At 47.2% G+C, this 16,809-nt stretch carries 17 protein-coding genes and 1 pseudogene; 14 read left to right on the forward strand and 4 right to left on the reverse strand.

The genetic code is table 11. From position 1 onward, the window contains the following. The first annotated feature begins 20 nt into the window (after positions 1–20). The gene (locus T456_RS0103920) at positions 21–1,367 is read left to right on the forward strand and encodes a hypothetical protein (RefSeq protein ID WP_155838016.1); all 1,347 of its coding nucleotides are present in this window, start codon (positions 21–23) and stop codon (positions 1,365–1,367) included. A 12-nt stretch (positions 1,368–1,379) separates the two neighbouring features. Here the strand turns inward: T456_RS0103920 and T456_RS0103925 are convergent, their stop codons facing one another. Further along, on the reverse strand, positions 1,380–2,225 hold the full coding sequence (locus T456_RS0103925) for a mechanosensitive ion channel family protein (protein WP_024865008.1): 846 nt from the start codon (positions 2,223–2,225) through the stop codon (positions 1,380–1,382). Between the two features lie 146 nt (positions 2,226–2,371). On the opposite strand from T456_RS0103925, the gene T456_RS0103930 reads away from it, so the two are divergent. Next, positions 2,372–3,649 carry an O-acetylhomoserine aminocarboxypropyltransferase/cysteine synthase family protein gene (locus T456_RS0103930; RefSeq protein ID WP_024865009.1) on the forward strand — a complete coding sequence of 426 codons (1,278 nt, stop codon included), beginning with the start codon at positions 2,372–2,374 and terminating at the stop codon, positions 3,647–3,649. Positions 3,650–3,987: 338 nt separating this feature from the next. Here the strand turns inward: T456_RS0103930 and nadE are convergent, their stop codons facing one another. The 3 genes and pseudogenes from nadE to T456_RS24035 form a co-directional block, all read right to left on the reverse strand. Next, positions 3,988–4,737: an NAD(+) synthase gene (gene nadE, locus T456_RS0103935; RefSeq protein WP_024865010.1), complete on the reverse strand. Its 750-nt coding sequence runs from the start codon at positions 4,735–4,737 to the stop codon at positions 3,988–3,990. Positions 4,738–5,020: 283 nt separating this feature from the next. Further along, positions 5,021–6,235, reverse strand: a complete 1,215-nt coding sequence (gene pncB / locus T456_RS0103940) for a nicotinate phosphoribosyltransferase (RefSeq protein WP_024865011.1) — start codon at positions 6,233–6,235, stop codon at positions 5,021–5,023. Between the two features lie 96 nt (positions 6,236–6,331). After that, positions 6,332–6,757: pseudogene (locus tag T456_RS24035) on the reverse strand (adenylyltransferase/cytidyltransferase family protein); the annotation flags it as partial. A 153-nt stretch (positions 6,758–6,910) separates the two neighbouring features. Between T456_RS24035 and T456_RS0103945 the strand changes: the two are divergent. The 12 genes from T456_RS0103945 (at position 6,911) to T456_RS0104000 (ending at position 16,805) form a co-directional block, all read left to right on the forward strand. Further along, complete coding sequence (locus tag T456_RS0103945) at positions 6,911–7,603, forward strand: hypothetical protein (protein WP_024865012.1); 693 nt, start codon at positions 6,911–6,913, stop codon at positions 7,601–7,603. 21 nt (positions 7,604–7,624) lie between these two features. After that, positions 7,625–8,977 carry an MATE family efflux transporter gene (locus T456_RS0103950; RefSeq protein WP_024865013.1) on the forward strand — a complete coding sequence of 451 codons (1,353 nt, stop codon included), beginning with the start codon at positions 7,625–7,627 and terminating at the stop codon, positions 8,975–8,977. A 310-nt stretch (positions 8,978–9,287) separates the two neighbouring features. Next, entirely contained in the window at positions 9,288–9,506 is a 219-nt protein-coding gene (locus T456_RS22320; protein ID WP_155838017.1) for a hypothetical protein, read from the forward strand. A gap of 228 nt (positions 9,507–9,734) precedes the next feature. After that, positions 9,735–10,361: a GDSL-type esterase/lipase family protein gene (locus T456_RS0103960; protein WP_024865014.1), complete on the forward strand. Its 627-nt coding sequence runs from the start codon at positions 9,735–9,737 to the stop codon at positions 10,359–10,361. Between the two features lie 114 nt (positions 10,362–10,475). Further along, a complete protein-coding gene (locus T456_RS0103965) occupies positions 10,476–10,799 on the forward strand; it encodes a thioredoxin family protein (protein WP_024865015.1) in 324 nt (107 codons plus the stop codon). 5 nt (positions 10,800–10,804) lie between these two features. Continuing rightward, positions 10,805–11,560, forward strand: coding sequence for an amino acid ABC transporter ATP-binding protein (locus T456_RS0103970; RefSeq protein ID WP_024865016.1), 756 nt, complete (start codon positions 10,805–10,807; stop codon positions 11,558–11,560). 14 nt (positions 11,561–11,574) lie between these two features. After that, entirely contained in the window at positions 11,575–12,417 is an 843-nt protein-coding gene (locus tag T456_RS0103975; RefSeq protein WP_024865017.1) for a transporter substrate-binding domain-containing protein, read from the forward strand. Between the two features lie 14 nt (positions 12,418–12,431). Further along, a complete protein-coding gene (locus T456_RS0103980; protein WP_024865018.1) occupies positions 12,432–13,142 on the forward strand; it encodes an amino acid ABC transporter permease in 711 nt (236 codons plus the stop codon). After that, complete coding sequence (locus T456_RS0103985) at positions 13,139–13,846, forward strand: amino acid ABC transporter permease (RefSeq protein WP_024865019.1); 708 nt, start codon at positions 13,139–13,141, stop codon at positions 13,844–13,846. The genes T456_RS0103980 and T456_RS0103985 overlap by 4 nt, the downstream gene beginning before the upstream one ends. A gap of 15 nt (positions 13,847–13,861) precedes the next feature. Beyond that, the gene (locus T456_RS0103990) at positions 13,862–14,443 is read left to right on the forward strand and encodes a carboxymuconolactone decarboxylase family protein (protein ID WP_024865020.1); all 582 of its coding nucleotides are present in this window, start codon (positions 13,862–13,864) and stop codon (positions 14,441–14,443) included. Between the two features lie 110 nt (positions 14,444–14,553). After that, positions 14,554–15,495 (forward strand): cysteine synthase A, encoded by a 942-nt coding sequence (gene cysK / locus T456_RS0103995; RefSeq protein WP_024865021.1) that lies wholly within the window; start codon positions 14,554–14,556, stop codon positions 15,493–15,495. A 137-nt stretch (positions 15,496–15,632) separates the two neighbouring features. Further along, entirely contained in the window at positions 15,633–16,805 is a 1,173-nt protein-coding gene (locus tag T456_RS0104000) for a MalY/PatB family protein (RefSeq protein ID WP_024865022.1), read from the forward strand. Positions 16,806–16,809: the final 4 nt, after the last annotated feature.

Consider the following 16,809-nt stretch of genomic DNA (forward strand, 5'->3'; position numbering starts at 1 on the left):
TGAACAAGGTTGGAAGAAATATGATGAAGCATAGAAAAGAAGTAGTGACAGTTCTCATCTCTTTTGCCATGATAGTGGTCAGTGCCTGCGGCAGAGCAGAATATGGCAGCTACTCCCTGGACGAAGGCTATAGTACGGATGCTGATGAATCTGCATTTGCAGGCGGAAAATCCGGTGACCGGGACTCAAGGGAGACTACCACCACTACACCTGTGTCCCCTCCGGCATCTGAGCCTTCCGGGGGCAGCAGCGAGCCGATTCCCATGTCTGCAGTCAGGGTCGGTGATTTTTCCGGAACCTTCTACGGGACCCAGACCCTCAAGGATGAAGCCAACAACCTGAATGTGGCCAATGTAATGGTACCTAACGGATGGCAGGCTTTTGTTACCGTTGACTGGAGCAACCAGAGCAAGGTAAATCCCATTCTGGCGGCATTCACCATAGCATCCCCTGATCAGAATCTGGTTATTGCGGGATTCAGCAGTCAGAATTTTATCTGGAATTATCAGATAATGACCTGGGGCGCCACGGCCGGCACGAAGGTACAGCAGTACGGAGATGATGAGGTGATAAGATCACAGAGGGAGACCTCAATGGCCTACAGGACTGCAGAGGAATTTGTCCCCATATACCTTGGGAAAAGGGGACTTTCTATGGAGCTTCTGGAGAAAAGAGACATTGATCCGGCTACATATAACGCCTTTGCAGGCAATGTGGAGAACGCCTATAACGAAGGAATGAAACTTACGGAAGAGTTATATTCAGTGGCTACAAATATGACTGTGGAACCTCAGGGGTGGACGGCTACAATGCTGGATGCAAGATACAAAGGAAACATCAATGGTGAGACCATCTATCTTGATGTTCTGAGTGCCGGAGACGGTATCAACGTGGTCCTACATGATGCCACCGTCGACTACTATCAGACCACCTGGGAGAACTGCTACATCTGCTATATGGCAGCTCCTACTCAGGAACTCCTGGATGAGAACAGAGAAGTGTTCGAGACGGTATTTGCCAACAGCTATTTCCATGAAGACTTTATAAAGCTGAAGGCTGCCTGGGGCGCGGAACTCAATGAGATAGTTACGAAGAATAATCTGGAACTGCTTGAGGAGATCACAGCATACTGGGTGGAACAGCATCTTAAATCGGAGGTTGCGCAGCAGACTCAGGTTGATCCCAATTCAAAATGGACTGAAGTGATAAAAGAAACTGATACTTACACCACGGAGGATGGAGGAAGCTTTTCTGCCAGCATAATGGCAGATGGGGTATACCAGAACGGCGATGACTTCTATGTGGCACCTGCGGGAGATACGGATTATCCCCAGGGATGGACGGAACTAAAAAAGCGAGGCAATTGACGCCTCGCTTCTTTATGCTTGTTTTCCCTCTTTCATGACCACGTTCAGGTAGTTGTATGGAATTTCGATTCCGTTCTCTGCAAGTGCATCCCAGACTTTGGAAGTGACATCATCTCTGACTTCCAGGGCTGTTGCACCATTTGCCTGATAATAGATGCAGGTCTTAAAAAGAAGTGCACTGTCGGCCATTTCCAGAAACAATACGTCGCTGTAGCGATGCTCTCCGTTTTTGGAAACAGCGGGAAGAGTATAGGAACTTGAGACTATGGCCTGCTGTATTACTTCTTTTACCTTCTGAACGTCTGAATTGTAGCTCACTGGGAAGGTGAGATGTATTGAGCAGACTCCGTTGTTTACACTGTAGTTCTTAACATACATGGTGTTGATCCGGCTGTTGGGGACCAGAATCCTCATTCCGCCGTAGTCTCTGAGGATAACGTGTCCGAGGGTGAGCTGCTCAACAACTCCGCTTATGCCGGATTCCAGCTCTATCCTGTCCCCGGTGTTAAAGGGCCTGTACATGGAGATTAGAAATCCGGAAATAATGTCCTTAATGGAATCCTGCGCGGCAAAACCTACTATCGCTGTCAATATGGCAGTTCCCTGAAGGAGAGTTTTGGTAGCACCGCTGGAGTCAAAGGTCACTATGAGACCTATTATTGTAAGAAGAACGTAGCATAACTTTTCCGAGAACTGAATGTGAATGCTGTCATTTCGCTTGCGGATAAGCCAGAATGCAAGTTTGGTGAAAGCAAAGGCTATTAGGATAAGAATAGCGGCTATTATAATGGTTAAATAGTCAGTTTCCAAAGAATTTGTACCGTATGGAGAGAAAACGAAATCATTGCTTCCCGACATATGTATCAACCTCGCTCTGAAAAGAGTATTCCTGAAAAGAACTATGTTTTTGCTATTAATACTTAATATTAGTATAATACAGTAATGTGGTGAAGACCAGTCACAGGTCTTTTGATGGAAAAGAATTAGCTTATGGAGGACAAAAAATGAATCAGCAGGGAATCGGAACAAGATGTGTACAGGCCGGATATACCCCGGGCAACGGTGAGCCCAGGCAGATACCCATAATCCAGTCAACTACTTTTAAATATGACACCAGTGAGGATATGGGTAAGCTCTTTGATCTGGAGGCCAGCGGATATTTCTATACCAGACTTCAGAATCCCACCAACGACCATGTTGCTGCCAAGATTGCCGCTCTTGAAGGGGGAACTGCCGGTATGCTCACATCTTCCGGACAGGCCGCAAACTTTTTTGCCCTGTTCAATATATGTGAGGCAGGAAGCCACATTGTGGCATCATCATCGATCTACGGCGGAACATTCAACCTCATCGCAGTGACTATGGCAAAAATGGGGATCGAGGTTACTTTCGTGGATCCCAATGCATCACAGGAGGAACTGGATGCGGCATTTAAGGACAACACAAGGGCTGTATTCGGCGAGACCATTGCAAATCCTGCCCTGACTGTACTTGATATAGAAGCATTTGCGGCAGCAGCACACAGACACGGCGTGCCGCTTATCGTAGACAATACCTTCCCTACACCTGTAAATTGCAGACCCATCGAGTGGGGAGCTGATATCGTTACTCATTCAACCACCAAATACATGGACGGACACGGAGCCGCTGTTGGTGGGGCGATCGTTGATTCCGGCAAGTTTGACTGGATGGCTCATGCCGATAAGTTCCCGGGTCTTACAACACCCGACGAGTCCTATCACGGCATTGTTTATGCTGAGAAATTCGGCAAAGAGGGCGCATTTATCACCAAGGCAACAGCGCAGCTTATGCGTGACTTTGGATGTATCCAGTCTCCTCAGAATGCCTTTATTCTTAACCTGGGACTTGAGTCCCTTCATGTTCGCATGCCTAAGCACGTTGAGAACGGACTTGCTGTTGCGAAGTTCCTTCAGGAGCAGCCTGAAGTTGTAAAGGTGAATTATCCCGGACTTGAGAGTGATCCTTATCACGAGCTGGCAAAGAAGTACATGCCTAACGGCGGATGCGGCGTAGTATCCTTCGAGCTTAAGGGCGGAAGAGCAGCTGCAGAGAGCTTCATGAAGAAGCTTCGCCTTGCTGCTATCGAGACTCATGTGGCCGATGCCAGAACCTGCTGCCTGAATCCCGCAACTTCAACTCATCGCCAGATGACCGATGAGCAGCTTGCTGCAGCCGGAATTCCTGCTGGTCTTGTACGTATGTCCTGCGGCCTCGAGGACAAGGAGGACTTGATCGCGGATATCGCCAATGCGCTGAAATAATACTACGCAGCATATATATGGGCTTTGGTATTATTTCTGAGCCCTTTTCCGGCGGATATGGCGAGTTTTAGCGGTGTCGGTAATACCAGTCCGCCTATATACCCGCCATAGTATTACTTTTGTAATACCAAAGCCCAAATAGACAGGCGATAGTATTATTTCCGGCATTTTTGAAAGCACATTTGCAGATTAGACAATAGAAAAAGCTGTCGAAGCGAGTCACCCCTGAAGTAAGGCGTTGGGGATAATCACATCGACAGCTTTATTTATGTTGTGAAAAAACTCTGATTCTCCGGAGGTACCCGGGGACGGAGTCATGGGACCATTTTGATCCTTATTTACTTGTGGTACATAGGTATGGTCTGCAGTTTGTGCAGGTTAAGCCTGTGAAGTCTGTCAATCTTCTCTTTGATGGCTTCATCCTCACAAACACCGGTAAGAACATACTTATCAAGCATGTCATAGGTAAATCCAAGCTTATCCTCATCGGACATTCCTGAAAGACCATCTGAAGGGGTCTTGTGGATGAGCTCTGAAGGAAGTCCCAGGGCGTCACCGATGCGAAGCATCTCATTTACAAGGAAATCCGAGCAGGGACTGAAGTCTCCGGCTGCATCGCCGTACTTGGTGGAGTAGCCCACATAGTCCTCGGAGCGGTTGCAGGTATTTGCAACTCTGCCGCCGTTTGGAAGGGACTGGGCGATGGCATAAAGTGTAGTCATCCTGAGCCTTGGAGGAGTATTGATGATGGCATCATTGCCGGGCTCAACGCCTGCGGCCTTAAGAGCATTCATCTCTCCGTCAAAGGCTTCCTTGATATTTACCGTGTAATTCTGTATACCCAGATACTCCACAACTTTTCTGGAATCTGAGATGTCTTTCTGCTCGCCGTTGGGCATCATGACTCCCACCACACGTTCTTTTCCCAGAGCCCGTACAAGGAGGGCTGCCACGATGGTGGAATCCTTGCCTCCGGAAATTCCGATTACGGCGCTTGCCTTGGGACCGTTGTTGTCAAACCACTCGCGGATCCAGGCGGTGATGTTGTCGATGTGTTCGTTGGCGTTAAAGTTTTCTAGATCAATCATTAGATTCTCCTCTCACCTCGTGCTCTGCTCCAGGGATTCTCACTAGGCTCGATGAAACCTCGCCAAGTGTTCACCCAGGGCTCGCACGGGTTCGTCAATACCTCACCTCGTGCTCTGCTCCAGGGATTCTCACTAGGCTCGAAAAAACCTCGCCAAGTGTTCACCCAGGGCTCGCACCGAGTTCGAAAATACCTCACTTGGTGCTCTGCTCCAGGGATTCTCACTAGGCTCGATGAAACCTCGCCAAGTGTTCACCCAGGGCTCGCACGGGTTCGTCAATACCTCACCTCGTGCTCTGCTCCTCGTTCTCCATTCTCCAGTCGATGCACCTCTGGAGGTAATCTACGTAGTTGGGGTTCTTGCACATTCCCTTGCCTTCAACGTCGGAGATCTTTGCTACGTCCTGTCCGTTGCAGCGAGTGGTCTTCATAACGATGTTAAGTGCGGGAACCTTGGTGTCGTTGGCAATGTAGGTACCGATTCCGAAGGCTACCTTTGCTCTGCCGGCAAAGTGTGCGTTGATGTCGTTGGCACGCTTGAAATCAAGGCTGTCAGAGAACAGCAGTGTCTTGGTGGTAGGATCGATGCCGAGGCTCTTGTAGTGCTCGATCATCTTCTCGCCCCACTCGATGGGATCTCCGCTGTCGTGTCTTACACCTGAGAAAAGAGTTGAGAATGTCAGCTGGAAGTCACGCAGGAAGCAGTCCGTGGTGATGGCGTCCGTAAGAGCGGTTCCGTTCAGGATTCCGAATTCTTTTACCCAGTAATCAAGAGCGTACCAGTTGGAGTAGGCGGGGTTGTGCTTGTGGTTGCCCTGGCCTACGCACATGATCCACTCGTGGGCCATGGTGCCAACAGGGTTTACGCCAAGTTTTTTGGCCAAAAGAACGTTTGAAGTGCCGACAAATACGGATCCGTCAAGTTTTGCATTCTTGAGCTTCATTACAGCCAGCTCCTGAGCCTCTGCGGAGAGTCTTCTGCGGAGTCCGAACTCACTGAAGGCGCCAAGTTTATATGTTCCGTCGGTCAAAAGAGCTATCTTTTCATCCAGCTTCTGTTCAAAGGATTCAAACAGCTCGTCATAATCATAATTCATTCTGAAGTAAACTTCGTTGACGATGGCCAGAGTGGGGATCTCATACATTGAGGTGTTGAGCCAGGTTCCGTTTGTCTCGATGGCAAGGCCGCACTCAGCGTCTGTTGTTATGGTGAAATCCTCATAGCGGGGATGCCACAGACGAAGGAAGTCAACGTAGGATTTTTTAAACCAGGTGATGGACTTAAGGTAGTTCAGTTCATCTTCGGTGAAGTTGAGGTCACAGTAAAGGTAGATCTGTCTCTTGATCTCTTCCACCATCTCAGGTGTGAACTTGACGTCCTTGTTCCTGCATCTGAAGGTCCAGGTGGTGGTGTAGTCAGGGAAGTTATGGTAGATGGCCTGACCCATGGAAAATTTGTAGAGATCTGTTTCAAGTAAGCTGTCAATAATTGGATTCATAGGATTCTCCTCAAGTTTGCCTGTCTTACGCAGGTAGTCTTTAAATACTCTGGTAATATCGTCGGCGTGAACTCCCGGAGCGCTGCGAATCTCAGTGCCGCTCATCTTGATCACCTGCCTGTCCACCAGGTGGAATTCGTGATCCGGATAGATGACGCTGAGCTTCTCCACATAGGAGGGCTCGCCGGTATACCAGTTGAAATGGGCGGAATCAGGATCGATCCCTGCCGATGAAAAGAGCTCATTCCCCCAGGCCACCCAGTTCTCATGGGTGAAGGTGCCATCGAGACCGATCTTCTTGTCGTCGATGATCCCTACAGTGACCCTTTGGTTGTCACGGAACATCTCTTTTACCAGTTTGTATCTTACGGTAAAGGGAAGGAAGTCCTTGCCCCGATCTTCCTGATAACCGCACACGGCGATGATCATACGGTCGTTTTCCGCAAGAGCTCTTTTTATAAGGGATTCATGACCTTTGTGAAGAGGTATGAAGCACCCGAAAACTATTCCGATATTCTCCATGGCAGAATGTCACTCCTTTCTAAACTCTACCCATTATAGCACAACTGAATGGTCCCTGGGGTTCATAAAATGGTCCCATGATCCGTCCCTAGGGACCGTTAAAGGTTGTATGTTATAATTGTGTGTGCTAAGTATAATAGGAGGCGCAGGTATATGAACGATTCCAGGATCATTATAGATGACGAAAAACTTGTATTTGCAGATGACAGAGAATTTGATTCCACTATGGAGTTTTCCCGGGCTGTTCGTGAGGCGTTTGAGAATAATGACGTAGAAAAGACAGGTTGGAAGGAATTTGCGGAAAAAGAATCTGAGTCGTTCCGCCGCCTTTTGCTTGCGTATTTCTATTGTTATGGCAAAGACAGTAAAAAGACGATAAGAGATAATCTGCATAAAATGCTCACCTATATAGCAAGGCATAGCCAAAGCTGGCTCGGGTCCTGGAAAGATTATCATAAAGAATATGAGGTGGGTCTTGACCTGTGGGAGGCGGAGGATTTAGAAGACTGGTTTTATGACCCTGTTAATATTGTCTGGTATGAGATAATGATAAGCTGCAATCAGGACGTTTTAGACGAAATGAGCGGGGTGTTCCTGAAATCAGGTCAAAAGATCGTTGGATGCAGCCCCAAGTGGCTTAAGGATAACTATGATATGTTCGATTTTAAGAAGGATGCCTTTAAGGAGCATATAGTAGCTAAGTATCTGGGAGAAGACGGACTAAAGGAGTACCAAAAGCCCGATGATCCTGAGGAGTCCGAAGAGGAGCAGCTGATATGCGGAGCATATCTGGAAATGATAATGAACTTCCCTTCCTTCAAAGAGGTAGATTCAGAGAATAAATAAAGAGAGAGAGTAAACTAATTAATGGCACAGGCAGGAAACAGAAGAGAATATATGACAACCACGCCGGTACCGAAGCTGATACTTTCGCTTTCGGTGCCCACGATCATCAGCATGATGGTTACGGCGATCTATAATACAGCGGACACTTTTTTTGTGGCAAGGGTTTCAAGTGATCCGGCGGTAAATACAGCAGCCACTGCTTCGGTAGGACTGGTGTTTACTGTGATGGCAATAATCCAGGCCTTTGGCTTTTTCTTTGGCCACGGCTCAGGCAACTACCTTTCAAGAATGCTTGGGGCAGGTAACCACAAAGAGGCCAATGAGATGGCATCCACGGGATTTGCCATGGCCCTTATTGTGGGAATCCTGTTTGCTGTGGTGGGAAATATCTTTGTGGAGCCCATAGCGGATTTCCTTGGAGCAACCCCTACAACCATGCAGTTTACCAAGGACTACATGAGGATCATCCTCTTTGGAGCGCCATTCATGATGGCCCAGTTCGTTATCAATAACCAGCTCAGGTTCCAGGGAAGCGCTGTCTACGCTATGGTTGGCCTTATGTGCGGCGCTGTAATGAACATGATACTGGATCCGCTTCTTATCATGGTATTTCACATGGAGGTCAGAGGTGCGGCCATTGCAACGGTGATGGGACAGTTTACCAGCTTCATTGTTCTTCTTATAGGAACAAGCAAGGGAGAGAACATCAAGATGAGCCTCTCCAACGTTCACATAAACGGGCATTACATTCTCGAGGTGGTAAACGGCGGTGCACCCTCTCTTTTCAGGCAGGGACTTGCTGCTATTTCAACCCTTCTGCTTAACAGGACGGCGGGAGCTATTGGCTACGACGCCGCAATTGCAGGAATGTCTGTTGCAGGAAGAATTTTCCTTATGATGGGATCTGCCCTTATCGGATTCGGTCAGGGTTATCAGCCCATGTGCTCCTTTAACTACGGAGCAGGCCTTACAAAGAGGGTAAAAGAGGGCTTCTCTTTCTGCGTGAAGGTATCCACAGTGTTCCTGATAATCGTTGGAATTATCTGTTTCGTATTTGCGCCTTCCATCATAGCTCTTTTCTCCAAAGACCCCGCAGCGGTGGAAGTTGGAGTCAAGGCCCTGAGATTCATGGCTCTGGCGCAGCCCCTTTCAGGAGCCATCGTCATCAGCAATATGATGCTTCAGTCCATAGGAAAGGGCGTGAAAGCCAGTATCACGGCATCTGCCAGAAATGGCTATTGTTTCATTCCGCTTATCCTGATCCTTCCGCAGTTTCTGGGTATCACAGGAGTTGAGATGGCACAGGCCTGCGCAGATGTACTGTCACTGTTTGTGGCTGTCCCCATGGCATGGACCGAGCTCAGAAAGTTTTAGCGAACGCCCTATTTACAAAAGTGGTTTTATTTTACAAGCGTGAATTGGGGTTTTTCTTGTATTGGAAGTGATTGGGCATTGTGAGCTGAGGGGAATGTGAATTGATGTGAATTGAGTCCTCTCCGACGCAAAGCATTCTATAAGCTGGTTGAGTCGGTAAAAAAGCCCAAAAACTTGACGCTATATCGATAAATGGCATGTTTGAACACCTGGTTATCAGGATAGCGTTTGCGTTTCTTGAATTCTGTACGTTATTTCACAAATACTACCGACGCAAAGCCCCATAACAGACAAATGCGTCGGAAACGCCTTGCCAAAATCATCGAAATCTTGTAAGTCCGCAGCAGCATACCCAGCGGCACCACCAACGAGAATCGTCCCCGTTGGCACCTACGAGGGTAAGATATTCTTTAACGTTGAGAAAAAAGGCATCTACATGGCTATCACCAGGAAAGACCTGCCTGAAGCCATTGAGGGCATCTACGAAGGAAAAGGCGTTGCCTCAACCTTCACCTATGTAAAGAGATAAGGAACTGGCACCTTTGGGTTTTGAGCCCCGGGGACGAAAGTTTTGGGACCATTTTTTGGTACTAAGACTTCCGCTCCCGGGGCTCTTTTATGCGCCAAAAGGCCGGTAAAAGGAATACTTATATCAAGCTATAAGGTTCATGTCTTATACAAATCAGGTAAGTATATGGATAATGGACCCAAGGAACGAAGTCATGGAACCGTCACGGTGAGTTTCGGAGGTAGCAATATGAAGCAGATCTTAGCATTCGGCGATTCGAATACATGGGGCCTGGTTCCCGGATCCAAGACCCGGGAGAGATATCCCTGGGGAGTAAGGTGGACCAGCCTTCTCCAAGAGAAATATGAGGATGTCCGCGTGGCGGAAGAGGGCCTTTGCGGCAGGACCACGGTCTTTGAGGATGAGCTTCGTCCCGGAAGAAAAGGAAGCGGTTCTTTGGAGCCTCTTATTGAGAGCCAGTATCCTATTGACGGCGCGATACTGATGCTTGGCACCAACGACTGCAAGACCTATTACCATGCCTCCTCCTATGTGATCGGCAAGGGCATAGAGCGGTGCCTGGACATTCTTGAAAAGTATGTGGCTCCTGAGAATATACTTCTGGTTTCGCCCATTCATCTTGGAGACGATGTCTGGAAGCCGGAAAAAGACCCGGAGTTTGGAGCAAGGTCTGTGGAGACAAGCCGCGAACTTAAGAAGGTCTACAGAGATATCGCAAGGAAAAGAGGCACCAGATTCCTGGCAGCATCCGACTACGTAAAGCCCAGCAGCGTGGACGATGAGCACATGGATGAGGCGGGACACAGGGCCTTTGCAGAGGTGGTGTACAGAAAGCTGGAAAATGTGATCAGTTAATACCGGATATAAAGATATCTTATAACCACCGATAAGATCAGTGTCTTTTACAAATCAGACTGCCGCTTGCATAATTGCAACTAACATAAACGAGCCGCAAGGGAGGAAATAAAGATGCCGGCACAGGAACTTGCAGAGAAGGAATTCGAAGAGAAGATCATTAACAGTTCGCATATAACAATACTTGATTTCTGGAACGATGGATGCGGCCCCTGTATAGCTTTATCCGAAGAGCTTGAAAAAGTAAGCCGGGAGCGAAGCGATGTTTTGATCTACAAAGCCAACGTTGAGAAAGAAAATGAACTGGCAGGAAGACTTGGAGTCATGGCTGCACCTACACTTTTCTTTTTCAGAAACGGGCAGATAAAGAAAAAGACCATCGGTTTTAAATCTTTGAAAAGTATCCTGGAGATCCTGGATAACATAGATGAGGAGTAAGAAGGATGATAAAAGTCGAGGGATTAAGTAAGAGCTTTAACGACAACAAGGTCCTGGAAAATGTGGACCTGACAATCGAGAACGGAGAGATTGTTTCAATAATAGGTCCCAGCGGAACAGGAAAGACCACACTCCTAAGATGCATAAACTATCTGGAGCGCCCGGATAAAGGGAAAGTTACCATTGATGACCTTACGGTTGATGCAGATAACCCTTCAAAGAAGGACATACACGGATTGTGTTTGAGAAGTGGGATGGTATTTCAATCCTACAACCTCTTTCATAATAAAACAGTACTTGAGAATGTTATGGAAGCTCAGGTGATTGTCAAGAAAAGAAGCAGAAAGGAGGCACGGGAGAGGGCCTTAGAGGAACTGAAAAAGGTCGGTATGCTGGACTGGAAGGATCATTATCCGAGCCAGTTGTCCGGAGGACAGCAGCAAAGAGTCGCCATAGCAAGAGCCATTTCAATGGATCCGTCAATACTTCTTCTGGATGAGCCAACATCGGCGTTGGATCCGGAGCTTACCAAGGAAGTTCAGCAGACCATCAGAAACATCGCAAAAGACGGTATGACGATGCTCATCGTAACTCATGAGATTGAGTTTGCAAGAGAACTTTGCAACAGGATCGTATTTATGGATGAGGGACACATAGTTGAGCAGGGCACGCCAAAGGAAATCTTCAGTAACCCGAAGGAAGAGCGGACTAAGAAGTTCATACAATTTCTTTTTCCGCAGGACTATCAGATCTACATTTAACGGAGGAGAAAATTATGAAAATGAACAACATCAAAAAAGCAGCAAGCAGATTAACAGCAGTATTGGCAGTGGCAGCACTTTCCGTTTCGGCTCTTACAGGATGCGGAAGCTCAGGGACAGCCAATGCAGCTTCCGGTCCCAGACAGATCAAGGTGGCTGTAGCTCCCGGATTCTTCCCTATTACCTATGCCGATGATGACGGCGTAGCCCAGGGCTATGACGTAGAAGTGTTCAAGGCAGTGGATGAGCTCCTTGAGGACTATACATTCACCTATGAGATTGCAGATAAAGAGACCATGAATGTCGGGGTTCAGGCAGGAACCTACCAGGCAGGCATCAACTCCCTGTTCAAGACAGAGGCAAGAACCGAGACCTATTACATGCCTGAGAACAACATGGGCTACACACCTGTTGGTATTATCCAGAGAACAGATTCCAACGTAACAAGTCTTGCACAGGCTTACGATGAGGGACTTTCAGTAGCTCCCACTAGTGCTGCAGGCGGCATCAGATTCGTACTTGGCGACTGGAATGAAGCAAATCCCGACAAGGCCTTTGACTTTGAGCTTAACACAGAGTTCAGTTACGCTAATCTCTTTGCATCAATTCAGTCCGGCGAATATGATTTCTCAGTTGACCTTATTCCTGTATTCAACCTTCAGAAACCTGAGACGGTTGAAGGACTGCACATCACAGATCCTATTGATGTGGTTCCCACCTATCCCATTGTAAATAAGGGAGAAGCAGAACTCGGCGATAAAATAAATGAAGCATTGGCAACTCTTAAGGAGAATGGAACTCTTTCAAAGCTCTCCGAAGAAGCCTTTGGCTATGACGTATTTGCAATTGCACACTGATTGGGAAAAGAGACATGATAAAAGATGCATTTGATCTTAAATTCATACTGGATAATCTTCCGAAGATCATCGGTGCACTGCCGGTTACCATATCAATAACGCTTATATCACTGTTCTTTGGATGGATGCTGGGGCTCATCTTCGCCTTTGGTAAAGTATCGGGGCCAAGATGGCTTCGGGAAGTGTTAAAGCTTCTTACGGATATTCTGAGGGGAATACCTACGGTAGTACTCCTGTATGTGGTGTATTTCGGACTTCCCCAGATCGTAGGGAGTCTTACGGGAGCAAGCCTTGACGGATGGTCCAAGCAGACCTTTGTAGTGATAGCCCTGGCACTGGAGCTGGGGATATCCTCAAGCGAGATGTTCAGAAGCGCTTACAATTCCATAAGAAAAGAGCAGATTGAAGCGGCATGGGCTCTCGGATACACAAAGATCCAGAGATTCCTTAAAGTGATAGTTCCCCAGGGACTGTTCGTGATTCTTCCAAACTTAAGCAGTGCGGTACTGTCCATAATCCAGGCCACAGCTCTTGTTTATACCCTTGGAATCTACGACATTCTTGGGAAGGCCAGACAGATCGATACCAACGAGGCACACGTTAAGACCTTTGAGATGTATCTGGCAGCAGCTCTTATATATTGGGCACTTGCAGGTGTGGTTACAGTGATTTTCAGTCAGCTGGAAAAAAGATTCGGAAGAGGAAGAAAGGTAGTGGCGGCATGAATTTCAGTTGGGAATTTGTTTTAGACACAATCAAATATGTGGCCATGGCTATACCAATGACGATGCTCCTGACCTTTATCCCCGTTACTGTGGGACTTATGCTTGGGTTTTTGCTGGCAGTGACAAGGATCAGAAAGATTCCGGTTCTCACACAGATCATCACAGTGTATAACTCATTTTTCAGAAGCATCCCGCTGGTGGTACTTTTTTTCCTGGTCTATTACGGACTACCCAAAGCCATCAACTACATGTTCCACGATGGCATGAGGGTAGTAAGCATCAAACATCTTAATAACAATGCTGTGGCAATAGTTACGCTTATACTTTACGCTGCGGCTTTCCTTGGGGAGATAGTAAGAGGAGCCTTAAGCAGCGTGGATATGAAACAAAAGGAAGCCGCCACAGCCCTGGGAATGACCGGATGGCAGACTTACATAAGGATTATTATCCCCCAGGCGATAATCGTTGCGCTTCCAAACTACTTTAACTTTGTACTTGCTCTTTTAAAGGGGACATCCGTGGTATTTACCATCTCTGTGGTGGATATGATGTCAGCAGCCAAGCTTCGGGCAGAGTACGGATACAGATATGTTGAAGCATACGTGCTGGTTGGTTTTTTCTACATTGTATTCAGCATACTCTTTTCCCGGATATTTCTGGCAATAGAGAGAAATGCAAAAAGACATATGGGACAGACAATTTGAGAGGAGAATGAAAAAATGGAAAGAAAGAAACTTATTTCAAGAATCGACAGAAACAACACAACACCTGAGCAGCAGGCTGCCATCGATCACCATCTGGCACAGGGCTACAGGATCACAAACATGAAGGAGACACTTCTTAACAGTGTTGTATCCTTTACTTCACTTGAAGAGGGCTCCTATGCTGTAGGCAAGGTGCTCAGAGAGAAGATTGGGAAAAGAGCTGACATCCTTTTCGGATATGCTATCTCCTCCGGAAATGAGTGCCCTATCTGCGGTAATTATTTTAAGTGGGTACTGGAGGATCAGCTGGGGATCACAGACTTTGATCACTTTGAGTTCACCGATGAGGAGATTGAGCTCATTGACTTTGCAGCAGCTCTTGTAAAGGATCCCAATCATGTTCCTGATTCCGTATATGAGCCCCTTCAGAAGAGATATGACGAGGAAACACTGGTTCTTCTTATCACCTCTGCAGTTCTGACCCTGGCCAACAACTACTGGAACAATATTGTGGGAACCGCCATTGATGATTATCTCCATGAGGGACACTATGTGGAGAGGCAGCTTGATATTCAAAAAGCAGCTAAGGGGGCATAAGCAAACCTTAACTCTCCCGATAAGCTTTCCTTAATTTCCAAAGCACTTTTACCGTGATATTATTCATTTATCAAAACAAAAGAAAATAATTGATACGGAGGAAAAATATCATGGCAGATATAAAAGAAAGCGCATTGGAACTTATCGGTGGAACACCTATACTGAAGCTTAACGGCTACAGCAAAAACGCAGGAGTTACAGGAGCAACCATCCTGGCTAAGCTCGAGTACCTCAATCCTGCAGGATCAGTTAAAGACAGAATCGCCCTTGGAATGATCGAGGATGCCGAGAAGAGCGGAAAGATCAAACCCGGCGCAACAATCATAGAGCCCACCAGTGGAAATACCGGAATCGGTCTTGCAGCTGTTGCCGCAGCTAAAGGATATAAAGCCATATTTACCCTTCCTGATACAATGAGTGTTGAGAGAAGAAATCTCCTTAAGGCCTATGGCGCCGACCTTGTACTTACCGAGGGTGCCAAAGGAATGAAAGGCGCCATTGCCAAGGCCGAAGAACTTGAGAAGGAGATTGACGGAGCCGTAATCCTTGGACAGTTTGTAAACCCTGCAAACCCTGCAGTACACAGAGCAACCACAGGTCCCGAGATCTGGAAACAGACCGACGGAAAGGTTGATATCTTTGTAGCAGGCGTAGGTACAGGCGGAACCATCACAGGTGTAGGCGAGTACCTTAAGTCACAGAATCCCGATATCAAGATCGTTGCAGTTGAGCCCGCAAGCAGCCCTGTTCTTTCAACAGGAACAGCGGGCCCTCACAAGATCCAGGGAATCGGCGCAGGATTCGTACCTGATACACTCAACACCAAGATCTATGATGAGGTCATCACCATCGAGAACGAAGATGCCTTTGCAGAGGGCAAGAGATTTGCCGTATCAGAAGGTATCCTGGTAGGTATCTCATCAGGAGCAGCCCTTAAAGCTGCATCAATTCTGGCATCAAGAGAAGAGAACAAGGGAAAGACAATCGTTGCACTTCTTCCCGACTCAGGCGACAGATACCTGTCAACACCTCTTTTTGCATCAGAGCAGTAATTAGCCCATAAGGCACTTGCCATAAGTAAATCCTTTTTCATAACATCCAATTAATTGCTCCACGGCCCATTTGCTGTGGAGCAATTAGCATATTTAGGGTAGAATAATGAATAAATATTCAAGCGGAGGTCATAGGCGTGGGGCAGTACGATTTTGATTCGGTCATCGACAGGAAAAACACATCTTCTATCAAATGGGACTTTGGCATGCAGCGCAAGGGACGGGACGATCTTCTTCCCCTCTGGGTTGCGGATATGGATTTCAGGCTTCCCGATGAGGTGGTGGAAGACATTGTCAAAAGGTCACAGCATGGAGTTTTCGGTTATACCGATCCGGATGAGAGCTATCTCTTTTCCGTAAGGGACTGGTACAGAAGGCGCCACGGCATAGAGTTTGGGAATGAGGAAATCATCGTGGTTCCCGGCGTTGTCTATGGGATAGCCCAGACCATAAGGGCTCTTACGAAGAAGGGGGACGCTGTCCTCATTCAGCAGCCGGTGTATTATCCCTTCAGCGAGATGATCACCGCCAACAAAAGAAAACTTGTAAACAGCCCGCTGGTCTGCAAAGACGGCAGATACGAGATGGACTTTGAGGATTTCGAGAGGAAGATCGTAGAAAACGATGTGAAGCTGTATCTTCTCTGTTCTCCTCATAATCCGGTGGGAAGAGTCTGGACGGGAAAAGAGCTGGAGAAAGTGGCTGATATCTGCGACAGGCATGGCGTGTATATTTTTGCGGATGAGATACACTCCGACTTCGTTTACCCCGGGCATGAGCATATATCTTTTTACTCTCTTGATAAGAAGTATCATGAAAGACTGGTGCTTGGCACTTCTGCCAGTAAGACCTTCAATATTGCCGGACTTCAGGTGGCCAACATCATCATTCCAAATGAGGATGTAAGGAAGGCCTTCAGAGATGAGAACGAGCGCTCAGGCTACAGCCAGCCAAATGCCATGGGACTTCTGGCAACGAAGTCGGTGTATGACAAAGGGGAGCAGTGGCTTGATGAACTTCTTGTCTATCTTAAGGGGAATCTTGATTATGTGAGACAGTTCCTAAAGGAAAACCTTCCCAAGGTAAAGCTTATCGAGCCCGAGGGGACTTACCTTATCTGGCTTGATTTTTCGGAAGTTACGGATGATCGCAGGGAACTTAAGGAACTCATTGAAAATAAAGCAAAATTGTGGCTTGATCCCGGAGTAATCTTCGGAAAAGAGTCAGCTCTTTTTGAGAGAATAAATATCGCCTGCCCGAGGAAGATCTTAGAGCAGGCTATGGAACAATTAAAAGAAGCAGGGAGATGAAAAA

This window comes from Butyrivibrio sp. FCS014 (assembly GCF_000526935.1).
In the GTDB taxonomy this organism is placed as follows: domain Bacteria; phylum Bacillota; class Clostridia; order Lachnospirales; family Lachnospiraceae; genus Butyrivibrio.